Origin of the sequence: Fundicoccus culcitae (genome assembly GCF_024661895.1) — a bacterium.
Lineage (GTDB): Bacteria > Bacillota > Bacilli > Lactobacillales > Aerococcaceae > Fundicoccus_A > Fundicoccus_A culcitae.
Window position 1 is genome coordinate 1757812 of record NZ_CP102453.1, and the last position, 23764, is coordinate 1781575.

At 37.6% G+C, this 23764-nt stretch carries 39 protein-coding genes; 1 reads left to right on the forward strand and 38 read right to left on the reverse strand.

Annotated elements, in window-relative coordinates:
* Position 1: 1 nt before the first annotated feature.
* The 31 genes from NRE15_RS07870 to rpsJ form a co-directional block, all read right to left on the reverse strand.
* Complete coding sequence (locus NRE15_RS07870; protein WP_313792344.1) at positions 2–892, reverse strand: energy-coupling factor ABC transporter ATP-binding protein; 891 nt, start codon at positions 890–892, stop codon at positions 2–4.
* A complete protein-coding gene (locus NRE15_RS07875) occupies positions 862–1701 on the reverse strand; it encodes an energy-coupling factor ABC transporter ATP-binding protein (RefSeq protein ID WP_313792345.1) in 840 nt (279 codons plus the stop codon). Before NRE15_RS07875 ends, NRE15_RS07870 begins: the two co-directional genes overlap by 31 nt.
* A gap of 258 nt (positions 1702–1959) precedes the next feature.
* Positions 1960–2340 (reverse strand): 50S ribosomal protein L17, encoded by a 381-nt coding sequence (gene rplQ / locus NRE15_RS07880; protein WP_313792346.1) that lies wholly within the window; start codon positions 2338–2340, stop codon positions 1960–1962.
* A gap of 31 nt (positions 2341–2371) precedes the next feature.
* Positions 2372–3316, reverse strand: a complete 945-nt coding sequence (locus NRE15_RS07885; protein WP_313792347.1) for a DNA-directed RNA polymerase subunit alpha — start codon at positions 3314–3316, stop codon at positions 2372–2374.
* An 83-nt stretch (positions 3317–3399) separates the two neighbouring features.
* Entirely contained in the window at positions 3400–3792 is a 393-nt protein-coding gene (gene rpsK / locus NRE15_RS07890; protein WP_313792348.1) for a 30S ribosomal protein S11, read from the reverse strand.
* 25 nt (positions 3793–3817) lie between these two features.
* Positions 3818–4174: a 30S ribosomal protein S13 gene (gene rpsM, locus NRE15_RS07895; RefSeq protein ID WP_313792349.1), complete on the reverse strand. Its 357-nt coding sequence runs from the start codon at positions 4172–4174 to the stop codon at positions 3818–3820.
* Positions 4175–4197: 23 nt separating this feature from the next.
* The gene (rpmJ, locus tag NRE15_RS07900; protein WP_006417732.1) at positions 4198–4311 is read right to left on the reverse strand and encodes a 50S ribosomal protein L36; all 114 of its coding nucleotides are present in this window, start codon (positions 4309–4311) and stop codon (positions 4198–4200) included.
* 31 nt (positions 4312–4342) lie between these two features.
* A complete protein-coding gene (gene infA / locus NRE15_RS07905) occupies positions 4343–4561 on the reverse strand; it encodes a translation initiation factor IF-1 (RefSeq protein WP_023391463.1) in 219 nt (72 codons plus the stop codon).
* Between the two features lie 35 nt (positions 4562–4596).
* Positions 4597–5244 (reverse strand): adenylate kinase, encoded by a 648-nt coding sequence (locus NRE15_RS07910; protein WP_313794971.1) that lies wholly within the window; start codon positions 5242–5244, stop codon positions 4597–4599.
* Positions 5245–5274: 30 nt separating this feature from the next.
* The gene (gene secY / locus NRE15_RS07915) at positions 5275–6570 is read right to left on the reverse strand and encodes a preprotein translocase subunit SecY (RefSeq protein ID WP_313792350.1); all 1296 of its coding nucleotides are present in this window, start codon (positions 6568–6570) and stop codon (positions 5275–5277) included.
* Positions 6570–7010: a 50S ribosomal protein L15 gene (rplO, locus tag NRE15_RS07920; protein WP_313792351.1), complete on the reverse strand. Its 441-nt coding sequence runs from the start codon at positions 7008–7010 to the stop codon at positions 6570–6572. The genes secY and rplO overlap by 1 nt, the downstream gene beginning before the upstream one ends.
* A 31-nt stretch (positions 7011–7041) precedes the next feature.
* Positions 7042–7227, reverse strand: a complete 186-nt coding sequence (rpmD, locus tag NRE15_RS07925) for a 50S ribosomal protein L30 (RefSeq protein ID WP_313792352.1) — start codon at positions 7225–7227, stop codon at positions 7042–7044.
* A 14-nt stretch (positions 7228–7241) separates the two neighbouring features.
* Positions 7242–7745: a 30S ribosomal protein S5 gene (gene rpsE, locus NRE15_RS07930; protein ID WP_313792353.1), complete on the reverse strand. Its 504-nt coding sequence runs from the start codon at positions 7743–7745 to the stop codon at positions 7242–7244.
* 19 nt (positions 7746–7764) lie between these two features.
* Complete coding sequence (gene rplR, locus NRE15_RS07935) at positions 7765–8121, reverse strand: 50S ribosomal protein L18 (protein WP_313792354.1); 357 nt, start codon at positions 8119–8121, stop codon at positions 7765–7767.
* A gap of 59 nt (positions 8122–8180) precedes the next feature.
* Positions 8181–8717 (reverse strand): 50S ribosomal protein L6, encoded by a 537-nt coding sequence (gene rplF, locus NRE15_RS07940; RefSeq protein WP_313792355.1) that lies wholly within the window; start codon positions 8715–8717, stop codon positions 8181–8183.
* Positions 8718–8756: 39 nt separating this feature from the next.
* Positions 8757–9155, reverse strand: coding sequence for a 30S ribosomal protein S8 (rpsH, locus tag NRE15_RS07945; RefSeq protein ID WP_313792356.1), 399 nt, complete (start codon positions 9153–9155; stop codon positions 8757–8759).
* Between the two features lie 33 nt (positions 9156–9188).
* On the reverse strand, positions 9189–9374 hold the full coding sequence (locus NRE15_RS07950; RefSeq protein WP_313792357.1) for a type Z 30S ribosomal protein S14: 186 nt from the start codon (positions 9372–9374) through the stop codon (positions 9189–9191).
* A 19-nt stretch (positions 9375–9393) separates the two neighbouring features.
* Entirely contained in the window at positions 9394–9936 is a 543-nt protein-coding gene (gene rplE, locus NRE15_RS07955) for a 50S ribosomal protein L5 (protein WP_313792358.1), read from the reverse strand.
* 23 nt (positions 9937–9959) lie between these two features.
* Complete coding sequence (gene rplX, locus NRE15_RS07960) at positions 9960–10265, reverse strand: 50S ribosomal protein L24 (protein ID WP_313792359.1); 306 nt, start codon at positions 10263–10265, stop codon at positions 9960–9962.
* Between the two features lie 25 nt (positions 10266–10290).
* Positions 10291–10659, reverse strand: a complete 369-nt coding sequence (gene rplN / locus NRE15_RS07965; RefSeq protein ID WP_313792360.1) for a 50S ribosomal protein L14 — start codon at positions 10657–10659, stop codon at positions 10291–10293.
* A 34-nt stretch (positions 10660–10693) separates the two neighbouring features.
* Positions 10694–10960 (reverse strand): 30S ribosomal protein S17, encoded by a 267-nt coding sequence (rpsQ, locus tag NRE15_RS07970; RefSeq protein ID WP_313792361.1) that lies wholly within the window; start codon positions 10958–10960, stop codon positions 10694–10696.
* 23 nt (positions 10961–10983) lie between these two features.
* Positions 10984–11178: a 50S ribosomal protein L29 gene (gene rpmC, locus NRE15_RS07975; protein WP_313792362.1), complete on the reverse strand. Its 195-nt coding sequence runs from the start codon at positions 11176–11178 to the stop codon at positions 10984–10986.
* The gene (rplP, locus tag NRE15_RS07980) at positions 11168–11602 is read right to left on the reverse strand and encodes a 50S ribosomal protein L16 (protein ID WP_313792363.1); all 435 of its coding nucleotides are present in this window, start codon (positions 11600–11602) and stop codon (positions 11168–11170) included. Before rplP ends, rpmC begins: the two co-directional genes overlap by 11 nt.
* An 18-nt stretch (positions 11603–11620) precedes the next feature.
* On the reverse strand, positions 11621–12262 hold the full coding sequence (rpsC, locus tag NRE15_RS07985; RefSeq protein WP_313792364.1) for a 30S ribosomal protein S3: 642 nt from the start codon (positions 12260–12262) through the stop codon (positions 11621–11623).
* A 2-nt stretch (positions 12263–12264) separates the two neighbouring features.
* Positions 12265–12621, reverse strand: a complete 357-nt coding sequence (gene rplV / locus NRE15_RS07990; RefSeq protein ID WP_313792365.1) for a 50S ribosomal protein L22 — start codon at positions 12619–12621, stop codon at positions 12265–12267.
* Between the two features lie 18 nt (positions 12622–12639).
* Positions 12640–12921 (reverse strand): 30S ribosomal protein S19, encoded by a 282-nt coding sequence (gene rpsS / locus NRE15_RS07995; RefSeq protein WP_313792366.1) that lies wholly within the window; start codon positions 12919–12921, stop codon positions 12640–12642.
* Between the two features lie 37 nt (positions 12922–12958).
* Complete coding sequence (rplB, locus tag NRE15_RS08000; protein WP_313792367.1) at positions 12959–13789, reverse strand: 50S ribosomal protein L2; 831 nt, start codon at positions 13787–13789, stop codon at positions 12959–12961.
* A 33-nt stretch (positions 13790–13822) separates the two neighbouring features.
* Entirely contained in the window at positions 13823–14116 is a 294-nt protein-coding gene (rplW, locus tag NRE15_RS08005) for a 50S ribosomal protein L23 (protein WP_313792368.1), read from the reverse strand.
* The gene (gene rplD / locus NRE15_RS08010) at positions 14116–14739 is read right to left on the reverse strand and encodes a 50S ribosomal protein L4 (protein ID WP_313792369.1); all 624 of its coding nucleotides are present in this window, start codon (positions 14737–14739) and stop codon (positions 14116–14118) included. Before rplD ends, rplW begins: the two co-directional genes overlap by 1 nt.
* A 23-nt stretch (positions 14740–14762) precedes the next feature.
* On the reverse strand, positions 14763–15398 hold the full coding sequence (gene rplC, locus NRE15_RS08015; RefSeq protein ID WP_313792370.1) for a 50S ribosomal protein L3: 636 nt from the start codon (positions 15396–15398) through the stop codon (positions 14763–14765).
* Positions 15399–15425: 27 nt separating this feature from the next.
* A complete protein-coding gene (gene rpsJ, locus NRE15_RS08020) occupies positions 15426–15734 on the reverse strand; it encodes a 30S ribosomal protein S10 (protein WP_313792371.1) in 309 nt (102 codons plus the stop codon).
* A gap of 472 nt (positions 15735–16206) precedes the next feature.
* Here rpsJ and NRE15_RS08025 point away from each other — a divergent pair, with 472 nt between their 5' ends.
* The gene (locus tag NRE15_RS08025) at positions 16207–17094 is read left to right on the forward strand and encodes a hypothetical protein (RefSeq protein WP_313792372.1); all 888 of its coding nucleotides are present in this window, start codon (positions 16207–16209) and stop codon (positions 17092–17094) included.
* Between the two features lie 80 nt (positions 17095–17174).
* On the opposite strand, the gene NRE15_RS08030 is transcribed toward NRE15_RS08025, so the two are convergent.
* The 7 genes from NRE15_RS08030 to NRE15_RS08060 all read right to left on the reverse strand — a co-directional run bounded on the left by NRE15_RS08030 (position 17175) and on the right by NRE15_RS08060 (position 23758).
* Positions 17175–17324: a hypothetical protein gene (locus NRE15_RS08030; protein WP_313792373.1), complete on the reverse strand. Its 150-nt coding sequence runs from the start codon at positions 17322–17324 to the stop codon at positions 17175–17177.
* A 32-nt stretch (positions 17325–17356) separates the two neighbouring features.
* Positions 17357–18601 (reverse strand): mechanosensitive ion channel, encoded by a 1245-nt coding sequence (locus NRE15_RS08035; RefSeq protein WP_313792374.1) that lies wholly within the window; start codon positions 18599–18601, stop codon positions 17357–17359.
* A gap of 147 nt (positions 18602–18748) precedes the next feature.
* Positions 18749–19936: an elongation factor Tu gene (tuf, locus tag NRE15_RS08040; RefSeq protein ID WP_313792375.1), complete on the reverse strand. Its 1188-nt coding sequence runs from the start codon at positions 19934–19936 to the stop codon at positions 18749–18751.
* A gap of 143 nt (positions 19937–20079) precedes the next feature.
* Positions 20080–22170: an elongation factor G gene (fusA, locus tag NRE15_RS08045; RefSeq protein ID WP_313792376.1), complete on the reverse strand. Its 2091-nt coding sequence runs from the start codon at positions 22168–22170 to the stop codon at positions 20080–20082.
* 86 nt (positions 22171–22256) lie between these two features.
* Positions 22257–22727 (reverse strand): 30S ribosomal protein S7, encoded by a 471-nt coding sequence (gene rpsG / locus NRE15_RS08050; protein ID WP_313792377.1) that lies wholly within the window; start codon positions 22725–22727, stop codon positions 22257–22259.
* Between the two features lie 55 nt (positions 22728–22782).
* Positions 22783–23193: a 30S ribosomal protein S12 gene (gene rpsL / locus NRE15_RS08055; protein WP_313792378.1), complete on the reverse strand. Its 411-nt coding sequence runs from the start codon at positions 23191–23193 to the stop codon at positions 22783–22785.
* 280 nt (positions 23194–23473) lie between these two features.
* Positions 23474–23758, reverse strand: a complete 285-nt coding sequence (locus NRE15_RS08060; RefSeq protein ID WP_313792379.1) for a GNAT family N-acetyltransferase — start codon at positions 23756–23758, stop codon at positions 23474–23476.
* Between the last annotated feature and the right edge of the window lie 6 nt (positions 23759–23764).

Genomic DNA, 23764 nt, shown 5'->3' on the forward strand with positions numbered 1-23764 from the left:
ATTAGTCATCCTCCCATCGATGTTGATTTTCTTTAGCTTCAACTAAAAAGTCAGCTAAAGCTTCAACCGTTAGAGGTGGGTTGTGTTTATAATCTGGTAAATCAACTTCTTGAGATAAACGTTCTAAAAATTGGACTGATTGAGGTAACCCTAATTGTCTTTCCTCTAACCATTGAGGTTCTGAAAAGATCTCAGCTGGGGTTCCTTGACGAACCACTGTTCCTTTTTCCATAACAATGACATGATTGGCATATTGCGCTACATCCTCCATTTGATGGGTGACTAATACGAGAGTTAATTGGTCTTCTTGTTGTAGTTGCATGAACATTTCCATCATTTGGACATGACCGAGCGGATCTAAGCCAGCGGTTGGTTCATCTAATACAAGTATTTCTGGTTCTAAGGCTAACACCCCTGCAATGGCCACGCGACGCATCTGCCCACCACTTAAATCAAAAGGGGAACGTTTGTATAAGGACGCGTCAATCCCCACTAAAGTTAGTTTTTCTTTGGCAATTCGCTCAGCATCCTCTTCAGACACATCAAAATTTAAAGGACCGAACATCACATCTTTCAAGACCGTTTCTTCAAATAACTGAGCTTCCGGAAATTGAAAAACAACCCCAACTTTTTTACGTAAAGCTTTTAATGACTGATGTTTGGACTCAGCGGTTACTTCTTCACCAGCAATATTAACCGAACCTGATGTAGGCCTAACCAAAACATTCAAGTGTTGTAGTAAGGTCGATTTCCCCGAACCTGTATGCCCGATAATAGCCGTTACCTGATTGGCTGGAATCGTTAAATTAACATTTTTTAAAGCAGCAAAAGCAAACGGCGTATCGGCATTATAGGTGTAATCTACTTGTTTAAATACGATGTCGTTAGCCATGTAAATAATGCCTCCTCCGTTAAATATGTATCAGGAACAGCAACTTGTCTGTTGGCAAGTGCCACTTTTAGCTTTTGAGCAAAAGGCACATCTAAGCCCATCTCAACCAACTCATCCCCTAAAGCAAATATCGCGGCTGGCGTATCGGATTTGACTAATTCCCCCTGGTTCATGACCAAAATGCGGTCCGCCCGACTCGCTTCATCAATATCGTGTGTAATTGATATTAAGGTTAAATCATACGTTTCTTTTAATTTAATAATGGCATCAATCACTTCGGTACGTCCTTGCGGATCAAGCATCGAAGTCGCTTCATCTAAAATAATAATGTCGGGACGTAAAGCAATAATACTCGCTAAAGCCACTCTTTGCTTTTGCCCGCCTGAAAGCCTAGCAGGTTCTTGCTTCTTAAATTCTTTCATACGAACTTGATCAAGGGCATCATCAATGCGCACAACCATTTCTTCCCGCGGCACGCCATTATTCTCTAATCCAAAAGCAACATCATCTTCTACAGTTGAACCAACAAATTGATTGTCGGGGTTTTGAAAAACCATTCCGACCGCTCGTCGAGCATCCCAGATCGTCTCTTCATTCAGCAGACGATTATTGATATAAATCGCACCCGCATCGGGAACTAACAAGCCATTTAACATTTTGGCTAACGTTGACTTCCCGGACCCATTGGGTCCAATCATGGCTACCCATTCACCTTTTTTGACTTCGAAAGTCACATGACTAAGGGCAGCTTCTTCCCCATCAACATAAGAAAAAGATAGATCATTTACTTGTATGATTGAATCTGTCATTGTCTAACTCCTTACCCTGTGAATTTTACTTCTTAAATAAATAACTCCCTATTCAGAAGTTACTTACTTAAAAATAAAAAAACACTTTTAATGATGAACAGCACACAGATTGAGATAAACTCAGTGATTTATCCCAATCTAAAGCTATTATATTGCTTTAATAGCTGTGCTCAGAGCTAGACCCATAAGTTCTTTGACTTATCAATCATAACACTCTCCATCTTAAAAGTGATATCTATTACGGTATCGTCTTTTAGCCTATACTAATTCTAAAATTACCATTGGGGCACCATCGCCTCGTCTTGGTCCTTTTTTCAGTATACGTGTATATCCGCCGTTACGATCAGCGTAACGAACCGCATAATCATCAAACAAGCGATCTAATACACGTTCAACAACAACTTCATCGTCTTCGATTCTAGCATCAGCAATCTCATTACGTAAAAAGCTTGCTGCTTGACGACGCGCAGATAAATCACCTTTTTTAGCTAAAGTAATCATTTTATCAACGAATTTACGTACTTCCTTAGCACGAGCTTCCGTTGTTTCAATGCGTTCATTCACGATTACATCCGTTGTTAAATCACGCAACATAGCTTTGCGTTGTGAGCTTGTACGTCCTAATTTACGGTATGCCATATTCAGCTTTCCTCCTCTACTCTCTAAATTCCTAATCGTCTTGACGTAAAGATAAGTCTAAATTCGCTAACTTTTGTTTCACTTCTTCGAGTGATTTACGGCCAAGATTACGTACTTTAATCATTTCAGCTTCAGATTTATTAGTTAATTCTTGAATTGTATTGATTCCAGCACGTTTTAGACAGTTGTAAGAACGTACTGACAAGTCAAGTTCTTCAATTGTCATCACTAACATTTTCTCTTTTTCAGCTTCTTCTTTTTCAACCATGATTTCCGCTTGACGCGCTTCATCACTCAAATTAACAAAAATGTTAAGATGTTCTGTTAAAATTTTAGCTGCAAGACTTAAAGATTTTTCAGGACTAATTGAACCATCTGTCCAAATGTCTAACGTTAATTTATCGTAGACATTCTTTTGTCCGATACGCGTATTTTCAACTGAATAATTTACCTTTTTAATCGGTGTATAAATTGAATCAATTGGTAAAACACCAATGGGCATATCATCGCGTTTATTATGTTCACTGCGAACATAACCACGACCATTAGAGACATTTAGCTGCATATTCAATTCAGCTCCGTCTGCCAATGTACAAATATATAAATCTGGATTTAAAATTTGCACTTCATTATCATGAATAATATCAGCAGCTGTTACTGTTTTAGGTCCTGTAACATTTAATTCCACTATTTTATCTTCTTCAGTATGAAGTTTTAATGCAAGTTGCTTGAGTTGTAAAATAATCGTTGGGACATCTTCCACAACACCATCAACAGTAGCAAATTCATGTAATACTCCATCTATTTGGATGCTGGTTACAGCTGCTCCAGGTAATGAAGATAATAAGATACGACGTAATGAGTTACCAAGGGTTGTTCCATAACCACGCTCTAGTGGTTCAATAACAATTTTACCAAATTTCGAATCGTTACTGACTTCAATTGTTTTTATCTCTGGCTTTTCAATTTCGATCATTGATTGTAATCCCCTTTCAAAACGCTTCTTTCAATGATAATTAAGCAGCATCACTGTAGTTAATTAACCAATAGTGCTGATTATTATACACGGCGACGTTTTGGAGGACGGCATCCGTTGTGTGGAATGGGTGTAACATCACGAATAGCGGTTACTTCTAAACCTGTTGCTTGTAGAGAACGAATTGCAGATTCACGACCTGAACCTGGTCCTTTAACGGTTACTTCTACAGTCTTCATCCCATGTTCAATTGCGCCTTTAGCAGCCACTTCAGATGCCATTTGGGCAGCAAATGGAGTTGATTTCTTTGATCCACGGAAGCCTAATGATCCGGCTGATGACCAAGAAATTGCATTTCCATTAACATCTGTAATCATTACAATTGTATTATTGAATGTAGAACGAATATGTGCGACTCCACGTTCGACATTTTTTCTTACGCGACGACGTCTACGAGTTTGTTGTCTTCTTGCCATTAAACTGTCAACCTCCCTCTATTTATTATTTTCTAACTGCTTTTTTCGGACCTTTACGGGTACGAGCATTATTTTTTGTGTTTTGTCCACGAACCGGTAAATTACGGCGATGACGCATTCCGCGGTATGAACCAATTTCTTGTAGACGTTTGATGTTTAAGCTTACTTCACGGCGAAGGTCACCTTCCACACGATAAGTGTCTACAATACTACGGATACGGTCTAATTCATCGTTAGTCAAATCTTGTACACGTGTATCTTCAGAAACTTCAGCCTCTGCTAAAATGGTTTGGGCTGTATGTTTACCAATACCATAAATATACGTTAATGAGATGACAACACGTTTGTCACGTGGAATATCTACTCCTGCTATACGAGCCATACTTTACAGCACCTCCTTTTAAATTATCCTTGACGTTGTTTGTGTTTTGGATTTTCGCAAATTACCATTACTTTACCATTACGGCGGATAACTTTGCATTTTTCACACATTGGTTTTACGGATGCTCTAACTTTCATTTATAACCCTCCTCAAATTAATTTGGAATAACTACTTAAACCGATACGTAATTCTTCCACGCGTTAAATCATAAGGCGATAATTCAATGGTAACTTTATCTCCTGGCAAAATACGAATATAATTCATACGAATTTTACCTGATACATGCGCAAGAATTTCGTGTCCGTTTTCCAATTCGACCTTAAACATAGCATTTGGCAAAGTTTCAATGACTGTACCTTCTACTTCAATAACATCATCTTTAGCCATTCTAACTTCCTCCTTTTACACATTTCATATGAGTTTTAACCTAATATATTACGGATGGAGCGAAAAACATTTTCGATAGATTGATCACCATCGATTTTGTGTAATAATCCATGTTCTGCATAATAATCAAGAATTGGTTGGATGGATTCCATTTGAAGATTAATGCGATGGGCAACTTTTTCAGGCTTATCATCTTCACGTTGATAGAAATCACTGGCTCCACAGTTATCACAAACATCTGCCTGTTTCGGCGGATTATAAATCTTATGATAGGTTGCACCACAATTACGGCAAATGATTCGCCCGCTAAGGCGATCTTTTAATACTTCTTGATCCACATCAATAAATATCACAGCATCAATCTTCATCTGAAGATCAGTGAGATTTTGATCTAGGGCTTGTGCTTGTCCTAATGTTCGAGGATACCCGTCTAACATAAAGCCACTTTCTTTAACATCATCTTGAGCAAGTCTTTCGCGAACGATAGCATTAGTTAAATCATCAGGCACAAGATTACCTTGATCAGTGTAAGCTTTTGCTTCTTTTCCTAGTGGTGTTTCGTTCTTTATCGCATCTCTAAAGATGTCTCCAGTAGCAATATGCTTAACATGGTAGTCATTGACGATTAGTTCACTTTGAGTGCCTTTGCCAGCCCCTGGTAAACCCATTAATAAAATATTCATCATTACACTCCTTTGTTTCAAGCTTAAGTACTATAGATTAAGAAAACCAACATAACGACGTTTGACCATGCGGCCTTCGATTTGCTTAGTAGTCTCAATGGCTACACCTACGACGATAAGTAAACTTGTACCACTTAGCGAAATATTCATAGGAACTTCCCAAATAAACCCTGAAACTAGTGGTAAAACTGCAATTAAAGTTAAATACAACGCACCAACACCGCTTAGGCGATTGATTAAAGTTGTAATAAAGTTCTCAGTATCTTTACCTGGACGCACGCTAGGAATATAAGCTCCTTGTTTTTGTAAGTTTTCGGCTACTTTTTCTGGATTCACTTGAATCAATGAATAGAAATAAGTAAAAGCAATTAATAAAATAGTATATAAAATTACGCCATAGGGATGTTGTAAACTAAATAAATTATATACGACTTCTCTCCAACCACCTTGGTTTTGGAAATCAAAGAATCCCATAATTGTACTCGGTGTTGAGAGAAATGATGTAGCGAAAATAACTGGAATAACACCGGCAGAGTTAATTTTCAGTGGTAAATGCGCTGTATGCTTTGCTCCAGAGGCACGTTTAGAATGATGAATTGGAATTCTTCTTTGTGCACGTTCCATTACAACAACGATAACAATTAAGACCAGTAAAATCACAAGAATGACTAACATAATCAAAAGACTATTAATTAGATCCTGACCTGATGCTCCTTTTATATTCGTTTGGAAAAATGAATAGAAATCTTTAGGCACTTCAGCTACAATACCAGCAAAAATTATCATTGAAACACCATTACCAATACCATTACGTGTGATTTGTTCACCCAACCAAATTAAAAACATTGATCCAGCGGTTAACACTAGAGCAATCGTTAAATAAGTAGCTGGACCAGGGTTAATGACGAGGCCAAATCCAGATAACTGGTTGAAGCCCACAGATAACCCAATGGATTGAACAAAACCTAAAACAATGGCGGTATATGTCGTCACTTGATTAAGTTTTCTACGACCTACTTCACCTTGTTTCGCCCATTCGGTTAATTTTGGTATAATGTCCATTTGTAATAACTGAATAATAATCGATGCAGTAATATAAGGCGAAACCCCCATAGCGAAGATAGAGTACCTAGAAAGAGCCCCACCACCAAACGTATTCAACAAACCTAACATGCCAGTGCTTGCTAATGATTGAATAGCCGCAGCGTTAACTCCAGGCACAGGAATATGTGATCCTAAACGGAATACAGCAAAAATGAATAGTGTAAAGAAAATACGATTCCGAATATCTTTTACAGCAAATGCATTTTTTATAAAGGTAAACATTAAATCACCTCGGTTGTTCCACCAGCGGCAGTAATTGCTTCTTCCGCGCTTTTGGAGAATTTAGCTGCCTGTACAGTTAATTTTCTTTCAAGTTGACCCTCACCTAAAATTTTAATTCCTGATAATTCTTTTTTAATAATCCCAGCTTCAAATAATAAAGCGGGTGTAACTGTTGTACCATCTTCAAAGCGATTTAATGCATCAAGATTTACAATAGCATATTCTTTACGGTTAATGTTTTTGAATCCGCGTTTTGGTAAGCGACGGAAAAGGGGTTGTTGTCCACCTTCAAAACCTAAACGTACGCCACCACCTGACCGTGATTTTTGACCTTTTTGACCACGACCTGATGTTTTACCGTTACCAGAACCTTGTCCACGTCCCACACGATTACGTTCTTGACGAGAACCTTCTGCAGGTTGAAGTGTATGAAGTTTCATGCGTTGGCACCTCCTTATTTAAAATTCAAAATTAAGCTTCTAATTCTTCGACTTCTACTAAATGGCTAATGGTTTTAACCATACCACGGATTGCTTCATTATCAGGTTTGATGACTGATTTATGCAATTTCGTCAATCCTAGTGCTTTAGCAGTTTCGATTTGATTTTTTGGACGTCCGATTAAGCTTTTAGATAATTTAATTGTTAAATTTGCCATGTCTTTCGTCCTCCTTATCCTAATATTTCTTCGACAGTTTTACCACGTAAAGCGGCAACTTCTTCAGCTACTTTAAGTTGTTTTAAAGCTTCAACTGTTGCACGAATCATATTAATCGGTGTGTTAGATCCTAATGATTTACTTGTAATATCAGCAACACCTGCTAATTCAACAACCGCACGGACAGGACCGCCAGCCGCTACTCCAGAACCTGCAGTAGCTGGTTTTAATAATACGCGACCACCGCAATATTCGCCAATAGCTTCATGAGGAATTGTTGTTCCTGTCATAGGTACAGTAATTAGGTTTTTCTTAGCACTTTCAATGGCTTTACGAATTGCTTCAGGTACTTCCTGTGCTTTACCCGTACCAAAACCTACATGACCATTACGATCACCAACTACAACTAATGCTGAGAAACGTAAACGACGTCCACCTTTAACAACTTTTGTTACACGGTTAATGGCCACAACGCGTTCTTCTAAATTTTCTAAGTTTTCTGCATTGATAATTTCCATGAATCGGTGTCCTCCTTTTCTAAAATTCTAAGCCGTTTTCACGAGCACTGTCAGCCAAAGCTTGAACACGTCCATGATAAACATAGCCTCCACGATCAAAAATCACAACTTTATAGCCTTTTTCAATTGCACGTTCAGCTACTAATTTACCGACGGCTGTAGCTTGTTCAACTTTAGTTCCTTTTTCAATTGATGCTTCGTTACTAGAGGCACTTGCTAGCGTCACACCCGCTACGTCATCAATTAATTGAGCGTAGATGTGTGTATTCGAACGGAATACATTCAAGCGTGGGCGCTCAGCAGTACCAGAGATTTTGTTACGAACACGTTGATGTCTTTTTAAACGTAGTTTATTTTTATCTGGTTTAGTAATCACAATTGTCACCTCTTTAATTTATAATATAATATTTTAATGTAAAAATGAAAGTTAATCGATTATTTACCTGTTTTACCTTCTTTGCGACGTACAAATTCATCTGTATAACGAATTCCTTTGCCTTTATATGGCTCAGGTGGACGTACGGCACGAATATTGGCAGCCAATTCGCCAACTTTTTCTTTGTTAAAACCTTCAATGATGATTTTAGTATTTGAAGGAACTTCAATGCTTACACCTTCTGAACCAGTAAATTCAACTGGGTGAGAAAGGCCAACACTTAATACTAATTTATCACCTTGTTTTTGTGCACGGTAACCAACACCGACTAAGTCTAATTCTTTTTTGAATCCTGTTGAAACACCTTCAACCATATTAGACACTAATGAACGTGTTGTTCCGTGTAATGAACGATTTTCTTTAGAATCATCAGGACGAGTTAATGTTAACGTGTTATCTTCTAATTCTAATGAAATGTTTGAATGTAAAGTACGCGTTAATTCGCCTTTAGGTCCTTTAACAGTCACTGTATGACCGTCTATTGCAATGGTTACGCCTTCTGGGATTTCGATGGGTTTTCTTCCGATACGACTCACAGGGCTGCACCTCCTTATTTTATATGAATTGTGTTTGGATTACCAAACGTATGCTAATACTTCGCCACCAATACCTGCTTGGCGTGCTTGTTTATCTGTTACAACACCATTTGATGTTGATACAATTGCGATTCCTAAGCCGTTTAGTACTTTTGGTAAATCTTCGGTTTTGGCATAAACACGTAATCCAGGTTTTGAAATACGTTTAATACCAGTGATTACCTTTTCATTATTACGACCATATTTCAAGAAGATTTTGATTTCTCCTTGTTTGTCATCTTCAGTTACTTCATAGTTCTTAATAAAACCTTCTTGTTTCAAAATCTCAGCGATTGAGACTTTCATATTAGATGAAGGTGCAGAAACTGTTTTATGACCTACGCTACTTGCATTACGGATTCTTGTTAAAAAATCAGCGATTGGATCTGTCATAACCATATTGAGTTTACCTCCTTTGTATTTTTAATTAAATTACCAGCTAGCTTTCTTCACGCCAGGAATTTGGCCTTTATAAGCTAATTCACGGAAGCAAATACGGCATAGCTTGAATTTACGGTAAACAGAGTGCGGACGTCCGCAACGTTCACAACGAGTATATTCTTGCACTTTAAATTTCGGTTTGCGTTGGTTTTTTTGGACCATTGATGTTTTTGCCAATGTAGATTCGCCTCCTTAATTATTTTTTAAATGGCATGCCTAGTTCTTTTAACAAAGCATGTGATTCTTCATCAGTTTGGGCTGTTGTAACGATAACGATATCCATACCACGTACACGATCAACGTTATCATATGATACTTCTGGGAAAATTAATTGTTCTTTCACACCTAAAGTGTAGTTTCCACGGCCATCAAATGAGTTGTTACTCACACCTTGGAAGTCACGTACACGAGGTAATGAAACACTAATTAATTTATCTAAAAAGTCATACATTCTAGAGCCACGCAATGTTACTTTAGCACCAATTGGCATTCCTTCACGTAAACGGAAGCCTGCGATTGATTTTTTAGCATGAGTAATAATAGGTTTTTGACCAGAAATTAATGTAAGTTCATCAACAGCTTTATCTAAATTTTTAGCATTAGATACAGCATCGCCAACACCCATATTAATCACAATTTTTTCAATTTTTGGCACTTGCATAACTGAACTATAGCTGAATTGCTCAACTAATTTTGGTGATACTTCATCAGTATATTTAACTTTTAACCGACTTTCCATTAATAATATCCTCCCTTCGTTAATTAGTTAATTGTTTCGTTTGATTTTTTAGCAAAACGAACTTTTTTTCCATCTTCAACTCGATAGCCTACTCGTGTTGGTTCATTGGAAGTAGGATCGACTAATTTAACGTTTGATATATGAATTGGAGCGGGAAATTCTTCAATCCCTCCAGTAGCAGTTTGTGTTGGTTTAGTATGCTTTTTAGCAATATTAATCCCTTCAACAACAACTTTTTCTTGTTTAGGAAGAGTTTTTAGAACGATACCTTGTTCGCCTTTGTCTTTTCCTGCAATAACTTGAACTTTATCGCCTGTTTTGATACGCATGATTGGTTTCCTCCTTCGTTATTAATTACAGAACTTCTGGAGCTAAAGAAACAATCTTCATGTAGTTGTTATCACGTAATTCACGTGCAACTGGTCCAAAGATACGCGTACCGCGAGGGCTTTTATCATCACGAATAATGACACAGGCATTTTCATCGAATTTAATATAAGACCCATCTTTGCGGCGAGCTCCTGTTTTAGTACGAACGATGACTGCTTTAACGACGTCACCTTTCTTGACAACCCCACCTGGTGTTGCATGTTTCACGGTCGCAACAATTACGTCACCGATATTGGCTGTTTTACGTCCTGAACCACCCAATACTTTAATCGTAAGGACTTCACGGGCGCCAGAATTGTCAGCGACTTTCAATCGAGTTTCTGTTTGAATCATTTGATTTTCCTCCTTCCGAACTTAGCTGGTTTAATTAGATAATAATTGCTTCTTCAACAATTTCTAATAAGCGGAAGCGCTTCGTCTTAGATAATGGGCGAGTTTCCATAATTCGAACGATATCGCCTACTTTTGCACGATTATCTTCATCGTGTGCTTTATATTTTTTAGAGTATTTTACACGTTTACCATAGATTGGATGTGTTTTACGTGTTTCAACAACAACAGTAATGGTTTTATCCATTTTGTCTGATTCAACACGACCTTGATATACTTTACGTTTATTACGTTCTTCAGTCATCTTCATTTGCCTCCCTTGCTAGATTACTTAGCCAATTCTTGCTCACGCAAGACCGTTTTGATACGAGCAATTGACTTACGTACATGACGTAAACGGGCAGTGTTCTCTAACTGACCTGTTGCTAATTGGAATCGAAGATTAAATAATTCTTTTTTGAATTCTTTTTCTTTTTCAACCATTTCTTCAGTGGTTAGTTCTCTGATTTCATTAATTTGCATTCGATTCACCACCATATTCTTCACGTTTTACGAATTTAGTTTTAATTGGTAATTTGTGAGAAGCCAAACGAAGTGCTTCGCGAGCAACTTCTTCAGAAACTCCATCAATCTCAAATAAGATTTTACCACGTTTAACTGGGGCTACCCAACCTTCAGGTGCTCCTTTACCTTTACCCATACGAATCCCAATAGCCTTAGCTGTATAGGATTTATGAGGGAAGACTTTAATCCACACTTTACCACCACGTTTCATGAAACGAGTCATAGCAATACGTGATGCTTCAATTTGACGGTTTGTGATCCATTTTGATTCAACTGCTCTTAAACCATAAGTTCCAAAATCAATATTTTTTCCACCTTTAGCTTCTCCGCGCATTTTCCCACGGAACTCACGACGGTGTTTTACACGTTTAGGTACTAACATTGATTAGTTCCCTCCTTTCTAAGCATTCGATTTGGTAGGTAAAATTTCCCCACGACAAATCCAAACTTTTACTCCTAATTTACCATAAGTTGTATCTGCTTCTTCCCATGCATAATCAATATCAGAACGTAATGTATGCAATGGAACAGTTCCTTCAGAATAATGTTCAACACGTGCCATATCGGCTCCATTTAAACGGCCAGATACTTGTGTTTTAATTCCTTTAGCGCCAGCTTTCATTGTTCTTTGAATCGCTTGTTTTTGAGCGCGACGGAAAGCTACACGATTTTCTAATTGATTAGCAATATCTAAAGCAACTAATTTAGCATCTAAATTAGGTTCTTTAATTTCAACGATATTAATATGTACTTTTTTGCCAGTTAATTTATTTAACTCAGCACGAATAGCATCTACTTCTGAACCGCCTTTACCAATTACCATTCCTGGTTTAGCTGTGTGAATTGAAACAATCACACGGTTAGCTGCACGTTCGATTTGAATTGTCGAAACAGAAGCATCAGAAAGTTTAGTATATAGATATTCGCGGATTTTTAAATCTTCATGTAGAAATTCTGCGTACTTTTTGTCTGCGTACCATTTTGCATCCCAATCACGGATGATACCAACACGCATACCAATTGGATGTACTTTTTGACCCATTATTAAACCTCCTCTTTTTCTGCTACCACTACTGTAATGTGGCTAGTGCGTTTTAAAATTGGTGAAGCTGAACCTTTGGCTCTTGGACGGAAGCGTTTCATGGTAGGTCCTTCATTCACATAAACTTCACTGACGTATAAACTTTCAACGTCTAAATCATAATTATGTTCTGCATTGGCTATTGCTGACATTAAAACTTTTTCAATTACGGGTGCACTCGCATTTGGAGTGAATTTCAAAATTGAAATAGCTTCACCGATTTGTTTACCTCTAATAAGATCAGCTACTAAACGAACTTTACGAGGAGCAATTCGAACGGTTTTTGCAATTGCTTTAGCAGATGTGATTTGTTCTGTCATCTTTATTCCCTCCTCTTATTAGCGTCTTTGTGTTTTACGATCGTCACTTGCGTGACCTTTATAGGTACGAGTTGGGACAAATTCGCCTAATTTATGTCCAACCATGTCTTCTTGCACGTACACTGGTACATGTTTACGTCCATCGTATACTGCAATTGTTAACCCAATAAAGTTCGGGAAAATTGTAGAACGACGAGACCAAGTTTTAATGACTTGTTTCTTTGAGTTATTTTGTTGCTCTTCAACTTTTTTCATCAAATGATCATCGACAAAAGGTCCTTTTTTCAAACTACGACTCACAGTGTAGCCTCCCTTCAAAATTATCTAATTAAACGGCTTATTTTTTACGTGAACGAATAATTAGCTTGCTTGATTTTTTCTTAGTTTTACGTGTTTTCTTACCAAGAGTTGGTTTACCCCATGGTGACATTGGAGACGGACGTCCGATTGGTGCGCGGCCTTCACCACCACCGTGTGGGTGATCGTTAGGGTTCATTACAGATCCACGTACTTCTGGACGTTTAGACATCCAACGGGCACGACCTGCTTTACCAATATTAATTAATTCATGTTGCTCATTTCCAACCGTACCAATGGTTGCACGGCATGTAGATAAAATCATACGTACTTCACCAGATTGTAAACGAACGAGTGTGTATTTGCCTTCGTGGCCTAATACTTGGGCACTTGTTCCAGCAGAACGAATTAATTGTCCGCCTTTACCTGGTTTTAATTCAATGTTATGAACGACGGAACCAACAGGGATATTGAGTAATGGTAAGGCATTACCGATTTGAATATCTGCTTGTTCGCCTGATTCAATTTTTTGGCCTACTTTCAAACCTTTTGGAGCAAGAATATATGTTTTAACACCATCTTCATAATGGATTAAAGCGATATTTGCTGAACGGTTTGGATCATATTCAATGGTAGCTACTGTACCAATCACATTATCTTTGTTACGTTTAAAATCAATAATACGATAAGCACGTTTGTTACCGCCACCTTGGTGACGAACAGTAATTTTACCTTGATTATTACGGCCTGCTTTTTGTTTTTGATGGTCTAATAAAGTTTTCTCTGGTTTATTCGTTGTGATTTCAGAGAAATCATAGCCAGTCATATTACGACGACCATTGGTGGTCGGTTTGTAATGTTTGATTGCCACTATTATTCCCTCCTATATTAGTTATTTGGGTTATTATTCAGCTTCGCCGAATAACTCAATGTTGTTTGAATCTTCTGTTAGGGTTACGATTGCTTTTTTATATTTTCTAGAAAAACCTGTATAACGTCCCATACGTTTAGCTTTTCCGTCAACATTGATCGTATTAACTTTGGCAACTTTTACGCCTTCAAACATTGCTTCAACCGCTTGTTTGATATGTGTTTTGTTTGCACGACGATCAACTTCAAAGGTATATTTACGGTCATCAATACCTAACATTGATTGTTCCGTAATTACTGGTCTTAATACTACTTCAGATAATTGCATTATGCTAAAGCCTCCTCTACTGTTGAAAGTGCAGCTTTGGTAATCAATACTTTATCGTAATTTACTAAATCCAACACGTTTACGTTATGGTCATCAATCACTTTAACATTTGGTAAATTACGTGCTGCATAATATGCATTGTTATTGTCGCCTTCTAAAATCAACAATACTTTTGCATCAAGTGATAAATTACTTAATACTGATTTGAACTCTTTTGTCTTCGGTGCATCGAACGTTAAGCTATCAACTAACACTAAATTACCTTCGGCAACTTTTTGTGAAAGTATCGATTGTAATGCTAAACGACGAACTTTACGTGGTAATTTGTAGCTATATGAACGAGGTGTTGGACCAAAGACAACTCCACCTCCAACCCATTGTGGTGAACGGGTTGACCCTTGACGAGCACGTCCTGTTCCTTTTTGTCTCCATGGTTTACGACCACCGCCACGAACAGCACTTCTATTTTTAACAGCGTGTGTTCCTTGACGTAATGATGCACGTTGCATAATTACAGCATCAAAGATAACTGATTCGTTTGGTTCAATACCGAATACTGCTTCATTTAATTCTACTTCTTCTGATGTTGTTCCATCTTGTTTGAATAATGTAACTTTTGGCATCTTCTCGCTCCTCCCCTCTTCCATTATTTAACAGTTTTAATTGCTTGTTTTACTTCGACTAATGATTTTTTAGCTCCAGGTACATTACCTTTAATTAAGATAACATTGTTTTCTGGATCTACAGATACGATTTCAAGGTTTTGAATCGTTATACGTTCGCCACCTGTTTGTCCAGGCAAGTTTTTACCTTTGAATACTTTAGATGCATCTGATGCCATCCCCATTGATCCAGGACGACGGTGGTATCTAGAACCGTGGGCCATAGGGCCGCGGTGTTGTCCATGACGTTTGATAACGCCTTGGAATCCTTTACCCTTTGATGTACCCGTGACATCCACGATGTCACCTACTGTGAAAGTTTCCACTGTTAGTTCTTGTCCTACTTCGTAATCTCCTAGCTCGACATCACGAAATTCGCGAATGAAGCGCTTAGGAGTAGCATTTGCTTTTGCTACATGACCTTTCGCAGGTTTGTTTGACAATACTTCACGCATATCTTGATATCCTACTTGAACTGCTTCGTAGCCATCATTTTCAATTGTTTTAACTTGCAAAACAACGTTCGGAGTAGCTTCGATAACTGTTACTGGGATTAATTCACCGTTTTGAGTAAAGAATTGTGTCATACCTACTTTTCTACCTAAGATTCCTTTGGTCATGAGTACACCTCCATTTTATATATAATTTTATAATTTAATTTCTATGTCTACACCACTTGGTAAGTCTAATTTCATCAATGCATCAACTGTTTTAGATGTTGGATCAACGATATCAATTAAACGTTTGTGGGTACGCATTTCGAATTGTTCACGAGAATCTTTGTACTTATGAGTCGCACGGATTACCGTGTATAGCGAACGATCTGTTGGCAACGGAATTGGACCTACGGTCTTTGCTCCTGTTCTCTTTGCTGATTCTACAATTTTGTTCGCTGACAAGTCTAAAGCACGATGCTCATAAGCTTTCAAACGAATACGAATTTTTTGCTTTGCCATTTGTTTTCCTCCTTCGTCAAATTTAAAACATGACTTGCTCCACAAGAATTTCTAACATCGCTCTCCTTGGCAACTCGTCCGAGCGTGTCACAACCTCTCGCTTCATAGCACCGACCTTCTCTAAATGAGGGCCATCACCTAAAAGAAGGCATACAAAAAAGCTTCTTTAGGCACAACGACTATTATAACGGAACATACTGCATGATGCAAGGAAAATATTCGATTTATTCTAAAAAATTGGGTGCAATCTTAGCTTTGATTTCCATTCAATTTTTTTCAAACACTTTATGCATTTTGTTAACTACTTAATATAGAAGCAAAAATATTTTTTGAATCTCTATCATACTATTAAAACGCTGATTGATAGCATTATATTGTCACGTTTTATTTTCCGAACAAGATAATTTAGTTGATAAATCACTAAATGTTTTTGTATAATAAAATAAATTTAAAGTATTTGGAGGTATAATTAATGAAAAAATCTTTAACGTTACTCGCAAGTATTATTAGTTTAAATTTAGCCTTGCCTATTTTACCTAGTTTTAGCCACACAGGATCAATTATGTCTGTTCACGCACAGAACACCATCGATTTTGAACAAGGTAACCGAAGCGATGAAGAGTATGTTGATTATGTCCTTTCGCAATTTAATGATCTTGATGCTTATATAACCGAAAGTACCATGAACATGGGTACAACCCAAACATCATCAAGAACAATTGTCGATAACAATACACAAGGTCATTTCTCTGAGCAATTCAATGCAGACGGTGTTGGTATTTTTACAACTTACACCTACGGTGATACCATGCTGGTTGATGAGGTCGAATTTTATCGTTCACAAGAAGAAATGTATCTTACTTTAGATCCTGACTTTACCGAAAAACTAGATGCTCTTGACCAAGCCACCGACGGCCGCTTTGTTAGCCAAACGACCGTTGATGCTGGAATTTCTAATCAATTGCAATCAATCGATGCCTTTTTACAATTACCCAATCCAATCGAATATAAAAATGAAAATGGTAATACCGTTGCAACGACACATCTCAATTCTGAACAACTTACAGAACTGTTAGGATCTAACTCAACGCTGGTTAATGAACAGTCGGAATTAACGATTGAATTTACCATCAACCCGCAAGAACAATCCGTAAGTCAATATACACGTTTAACCATACCTCAAGAAGAAACTAGTGAAGAAGATGATTCTTTAGGTATTTCAATTAGTTTCCCTGACCTAATTGAAATACAGTCTAGTTTTACACCAAGCAACGAAAGCGTCCCAGCTCTAGAAGAGATAGATTACTTATCTCAAGAAGAATTTGAAGCAATTAAAACAGAAGTTGGTTTCGATCTATAACCGACATGTGAAAATACCGTTGTTTTCTAAGATGAAACACTCCTTAGAAAACAACGGTATTTATTTTATTGATCAGTATGTTATTTTTTCTTTTTTCCTCGTCCTCTAAAACTAAAGACGGCGCCAATCACTGCCCCTATTAATAGCCCAATTAATCCGTTCATCGGGCCGGTAGGTAAAAACATAACTAAACCAATCACCGCAAAAACAATAATAAATATAATGTTCATTACACCACCTACTTTCTTCAGGATGATAAAAACTAATTTTCTTCCTTAATTTCTTCAACTTCATTAACTTTATGGCTGATATCTTCATCAAGGGCTTTATCCGCTTTTTCTAATTGTTTAGCGGCAAATTCGCGACCGCCTAACCCAAATGCTAAGACAAAAGTCAAAGCAATTGATCCTAAAATAATAATAAAACTAGAATTAACAATCGTTTGAGCGAATTGCAATTGATCTAAGGTCATAAAAACAGATAGTACAATAATAGCATAGCGGGCAAATTCACCAAAAACTTTGCTTCCAGAGACTTTAGCTAAGAAATCAGCTAAGATATTCCCCCCTATAATACCAATGGCTAAAATAATTATAGCGCTGATAACCAAAGGCATGTAAGCTATAACAGCGGTCCCAATTGTATTTAATACTTCTAATCGCAAGACATTTAAAGCTTCGACAATAAAGAATATCAATAGAACCATTTTAATAATTTGTGCAGTAACGGTTGATATTTTTAAATGCGTTTCACCTTTAAAATTAAGATAATTGGAGTAACGATCAATCCCAGACGTTCTTAACAAACTTTCAATTAAATCTGCAAGAAGATTAGAGATAAAGCCACCGATGATGACCAATACCAAGGCTGTAAGAATATTAGGAATAGCCGCTAAAATTTGATTTAATACACCGATAATAGGTGTCGAGATACTTTCAATCCCTAATGTTTCAAGTGCTACAGTTAAAATCGGGATGAAAATGAGGACATAGACGATGTTGGCTAACACTTCTGCTAAACGTGTTTCATCTATCTCTGTTTCTATGACACGTCCAGTAACCTTGGCATACCATTTATCAATGTTTAAACCTTCGAATAGATTTTGCACCAGGTTCTTAACAAACCGACAAAAATAAAGACCAACTACCAAAATAATTAAGGCGGCTATAATATTCGGGATATACTCGAAGAAACGGTTGAACATATTAATAATCGGGTCGGCAACACCTGATAAATTCAATCCATTTAATATAAATGGCAAGAAGAATAGCATGACAATAAAATAGACGAATGTTCCAATCGTCTCTAAAAAAGTATCACTTTCATCATCATTTTTTGATACGCCCCAGTTTTGTAATTTTTGTCCAAAATCAATTTTATTTAAGCCTTTAATGGTTAGACGCTTTAAAATTTGGGATATTATCAAGGCTAATATTAATAAAAGCAAGGCTCCTAAAATCCCGGGTAATGCTGCTATAATTGTACTAAATAAATCTTCAAAATCCATATCGCTATCCCTCCAATGGTAAGTTCAAATGTGTCTTGATTATAACATTGAATCGAATAAAGGTGAAATATTCTAGTCATTTTGTAAAATAAGCACAAAAAAACCAAAGTTAACCTTTAAAGATTAACTTTGGTAAATTGTTTGTAATTAACCGATGATGCTTGATACAACACCAGCACCAACAGTACGGCCACCTTCACGGATTGAGAATTTAGTTCCATCTTCAATTGCGATTGGGTGAATCAATTCAACTGTCATAGCAACGTTATCACCAGGCATAACCATTTCAGTTCCTTCTGGCAACTCAATAACACCTGTTACGTCAGTCGTACGGAAATAGAATTGTGGACGGTAGTTTGAGAAGAATGGAGTATGACGGCCACCTTCTTCTTTAGATAAGATATAAACTTCCGCAGTAAATTTAGTATGTGGTGTAATTGTTCCTGGTTTAGCTAAAACTTGACCACGTTGGATTTGTTCACGTGTTACACCACGTAATAATGTACCTACGTTGTCACCAGCTTCAGCGTAATCTAATAATTTACGGAACATTTCAACACCAGTTACAGTTGTTTTAGAGATTGAATCAGCGATACCAACGATATCTACTTCATCCCCAACTTTAATCGTTCCACGTTCAACACGTCCAGTAGCAACTGTACCACGACCAGTAATTGAGAATACGTCCTCAACTGGCATCATGAATGGTTTTTCAGTATCACGTTCTGGTTCTGGAATATATTCGTCAACTGCTGCCATTAATTCTAAGATTTTTTCTTCGTATTCAGGATCGCCTTCTAAAGCTTTTAACGCTGAACCAGCGATGACTGGAACGTCGTCTCCTGGATAGTCGTATTCAGTTAGTAAGTCACGAACTTCCATTTCAACTAATTCTAATAATTCTTCGTCATCAACCATATCCACTTTGTTCAAGAAGACTACGAAGTAAGGAACCCCTACTTGACCAGCCAATAAGATATGTTCACGAGTTTGTGGCATTGGACCATCAGCTGCAGATACAACTAAGATAGCACCGTCCATTTGAGCAGCACCAGTGATCATGTTTTTAACGTAGTCCGCGTGTCCTGGACAGTCAACGTGAGCATAGTGACGATTAGCTGTTTCATATTCGATATGTGAAGTATTGATTGTGATTCCACGTTCTTTTTCTTCAGGTGCATTATCGATAGAAGCATAATCTTGAGCTTCACCAAAACCTTGTTTAGATAATACAGTTGCAATTGCTGCAGATAAAGTTGTTTTACCGTGGTCAACGTGTCCTAAAGTACCAACGTTAACGTGTGGTTTTGTACGTTCGAATTTTTCTTTTGCCATTTTAGATAATTCCTCCTAAAAATTTGTCTAAGGCTATAGATTCCTAAGTAATCTATCACCTATTATTATACTTATCTCTTTGCTAAAATTCAATCTTTAGAAAGAGAAATGACTAAGCAACTATTTTGTAATATTTCTAAAGCTTATGCTTCAGATTTACCACCATGAGTTTTAATAATTTCTTCAGCAATTGATTTTGGCACATCTTCATAATGATCAAATGTCATTGAGAAAGTTCCGCGTCCTTGTGTTGCTGAACGTAACGTTGTGGCATAACCAAACATTTCAGATAACGGAATGATACCTTTAACGATTTGGGCATTACCTCTTGCTTGTGTTCCTTCAATCCGTCCACGACGAGAACTAATATGTCCCATAACATCTCCTAAATATTCTTCAGGGACGGTTATTTCAACAGACATCATTGGTTCTAAGATGGTAGGTTCTGCTGTTTTAGCAGCTGCTCTTAATGCCATTGAAGCCGCAACTTTAAAGGCCGTTTCAGATGAATCGACATCATGGTAAGAACCATCATAAAGTTTAGCTTTAATATCTACCATTGGGAATCCAGCTAAAATACCATTTTCCATAGCATCTTTCAACCCAGCTTCTACTGCAGGGATGTACTCACGAGGAACAACCCCACCAACGATTGCATTTTCAAATTCAAAGCCCGCGCCTTCTTCGTTAGGTGTGAACTCGATCCATACGTGACCGTATTGACCTTTACCACCTGATTGACGAACAAATTTACCTTCAGCTTGAGTGGCTTTGCGGAATGTTTCACGATAAGAAACTTGTGGCGCACCAACAGTAGCTGAAACTTTGAATTCACGTTTTAGACGGTCAACGATGATATCTAAGTGCAACTCACCCATACCAGCGATAATGGTTTGTCCCGTTTCGTGGTCAGTTGAAGCGCGGAAAGTAGGATCTTCCTCGGCTAACTTACCTAACGCGATAGACATTTTATCTTGGTCAGCTTTTGAATCTGGTTCAATAGCAACGTTAATAACAGGTTCTGGGAATTCCATTGATTCTAAAATTACTGGATTTTTTTCATCACACAAGGTGTCTCCTGTACCAGTATTTTTCAAACCAACAGCCGCAGCGATATCACCTGAAAATACTTCAGGAATTTCTTGACGTGAATTCGCGTGCATTTGTAAGATACGTCCTACACGTTCACGTGTATCTTTAGTTGCGTTTAAAATATAAGATCCAGACTCTAATGTACCAGAGTACACACGGAAGAAGGTTAAACGACCTACGAATGGGTCAGTCATGACTTTAAAGGCTAAAGCAGCAAATGGTTCGCTATCGTCAGCATGGTGTTCAATTTCTTCATCCGTTCCAGGTACCTTACCAATAATAGGCGGTACATCTAGTGGAGATGGTAAATAATCAATGACACCATCAAGCAATAATTGAACCCCTTTGTTTTTAAAGGCTGAACCACAGAACACAGGGTAAAACTCAACGTTAATTGTTGCTTTACGAATACCAGCTTTTAATGTTGGAACGTCAACTTCTTCACCTTCCAAGTAGGACATCATGATGTCTTCATCAGTATCAGCTACTGCTTCTACTAACTTATTACGCCATTCTTCTGCCAATTCTTGGTAATCTGCAGGAATTTCAATTTCTTCAATATCTGTTCCTAAGTCATTTGTATAGTTATAAGCTTTCATTTCAACTAAATCGATAATTCCTGTAAAATTATCTTCAGCTCCAACGGGTAATTGAACAGGGTGAGCATTCGCTTGCAAACGATCATGAATGGTACCTACAGAATATAAGAAGTCTGCACCGATTTTATCCATTTTATTAACAAAAACAATACGTGGAACACCATAGGTTGTCGCTTGACGCCATACAGTTTCAGTTTGAGGTTCCACACCTGATTGGGCATCCAACAAGGCTACCGCTCCATCCAATACACGTAGTGAACGTTCAACTTCAACGGTAAAGTCCACGTGCCCTGGAGTATCGATAATATTTACACGATGGTCATGCCATTGTGCAGTTGTTGCTGCTGATGTAATGGTGATTCCACGTTCTTGTTCTTGTTCCATCCAGTCCATTTGTGAAGCACCTTCGTGTGTTTCACCAATCTTATGGATTTTACCAGTATAGTACAAGATACGTTCGGTAGTGGTTGTTTTACCGGCATCGATGTGAGCCATGATACCAATATTACGGGTTTTTTCAAGAGAAAATTCTCTTTTTGCCATCTAAGTTTACCCCTCTTTCATAAATTAAGTAGATGTCAATACTTGACAATATCAGCCAGCGTTGGCTGACATTACCATTATAAATCTTACCAGCGATAATGTGCAAAGGCTTTGTTAGCTTCTGCCATTTTATGCATATCTTCACGTTTTTTAACAGAAGCACCTGTATTATTTGATGCATCCATAATTTCACGAGCTAGACGTAATTCCATGGTTTTTTCACCACGCAAGCGTGCATAGCTTACTAACCAACGGATAGCCAAAGCATAGCGGCGGTCTGGACGCACCTCAACTGGTACTTGATAGTTCGATCCACCCACACGACGTGCTTTAACTTCTAATAAAGGCATGATGTTTTCAATTGCTTGTTCAAATACTTCCATTGGGTCTTGTCCTGTTTGTTCACGAACAATATCAAAGGCAGAATATAAAATAGTTGCAGCTTTACCACGTTTTCCATCAACCATGATACGGTTAATTGTACGCGTAACTAATTTCGAGTTATAAATTGGATCGGGTAAAACTTCACGTTTTGGAACGGCTCCTTTACGAGGCATAAAAATCCTCCTTTCGAATTTTTTTCTAGTTCAATCATGTTAAAGTTTAAATTAATTATTTAGGTCTTTTCGTTCCGTATTTAGAACGTCCTTGTTTACGGTTGTTTACTCCCGCAGTATCCAAGGCACCACGAACGATATGATAACGTACCCCTGGTAAGTCTTTTACACGTCCGCCACGGATTAATACAACACTATGTTCTTGTAAATTATGTCCAACACCTGGAATATAAGCAGTTACTTCCATCAAGTTAGATAAACGAACACGCGCATATTTACGTAAAGCTGAGTTAGGTTTTTTAGGTGTCATCGTACCCACACGAGTACAAACACCACGTTTTTGTGGAGATAAAGTATCTGTTTGTGTACGTTTGAAACTATTATATCCTTTATTTAACGCAGGAGAGTTTGATTTAGTTGATTTTGATTTACGTGGTTTATTTACTAATTGGTTAATAGTAGGCATTTAGCTTCCTCCTCCCTCATGGTTTCTTAGTCCACACATCCAAGTGTGTCATTTTTGGTTAAAAAGATAGGCAATGATTAGCATTGCTCACTTGGGCGCTCCTATAGCAGTCAGCACGACTGAATTTCAGGTATCTGTCAATAAAAACACCTTGGTTAATATAACATGATTTTTATTTTTCGTCAACCTTTTCGATTGCTTTCCACAAATATTTTAATCGCCGTTATTTCAAGCTTACTTCATTGCCTATCTGTGTGATATTGTAGATCACATTCGCTTATTAGCGATCTGCGTTTATGAAATCATATTTTTCTGGTTCGTTATTAAACTTATCGACAACATAGGGACATGTCGCTTTAATTTTTTTACCTTCTGCACTCATTTGGGCAACCATTTCATCCAACAATTGGCCTGCTACACCTTGTCCTCTTAAACTGACATCAACAAACGTATGATTAGCGTTAACGACCATTGGGTCATCCGTTGGTGGGAAGGTAATTTCGGCAATCAATTTCCCATCTGCATCATGCGCAACCAAAGCATCGGGTTTTCTTTCAAATTCCATAATGAT